Annotated in this window: 1 protein-coding gene; it reads left to right on the forward strand. The window is 58.8% G+C overall.

What is annotated here, in order from left to right; genetic code table 11:
- Positions 1–17 precede the first annotated feature (17 nt).
- Positions 18–257, forward strand: a 240-nt coding sequence (locus tag SB753_RS38955; RefSeq protein ID WP_410805403.1) for a hypothetical protein, incomplete at its 3' end; no start/stop codon positions are given.

Genomic DNA, 257 nt, shown 5'->3' on the forward strand with positions numbered 1-257 from the left:
CACGGAGAGCAGCACAAATGGACAACAAGACCACCGCGAGCAATGAGGTCAAACACGAGTCGGAGCTTCTACGCGTCATGTCCCACGATCCTGCCGACAACTTCCAGGCCGCGGGCCAGATGTGGGTGGCGCTTTGGATTGCGGGCGTCCTGTTGGGTTCTGTGCTTATCGGTCGGTGCATCGCCACCACAGAATGGCCCTGGATGAGCATCGTAGCTGCTCAGAAATGGACCGGCGCGCCTGTTTGTATTCTCGTG

Origin of the sequence: Paraburkholderia sp. SIMBA_053 (assembly GCF_046534895.1) — a bacterium.
Taxonomy (GTDB): domain Bacteria; phylum Pseudomonadota; class Gammaproteobacteria; order Burkholderiales; family Burkholderiaceae; genus Paraburkholderia; species Paraburkholderia caledonica.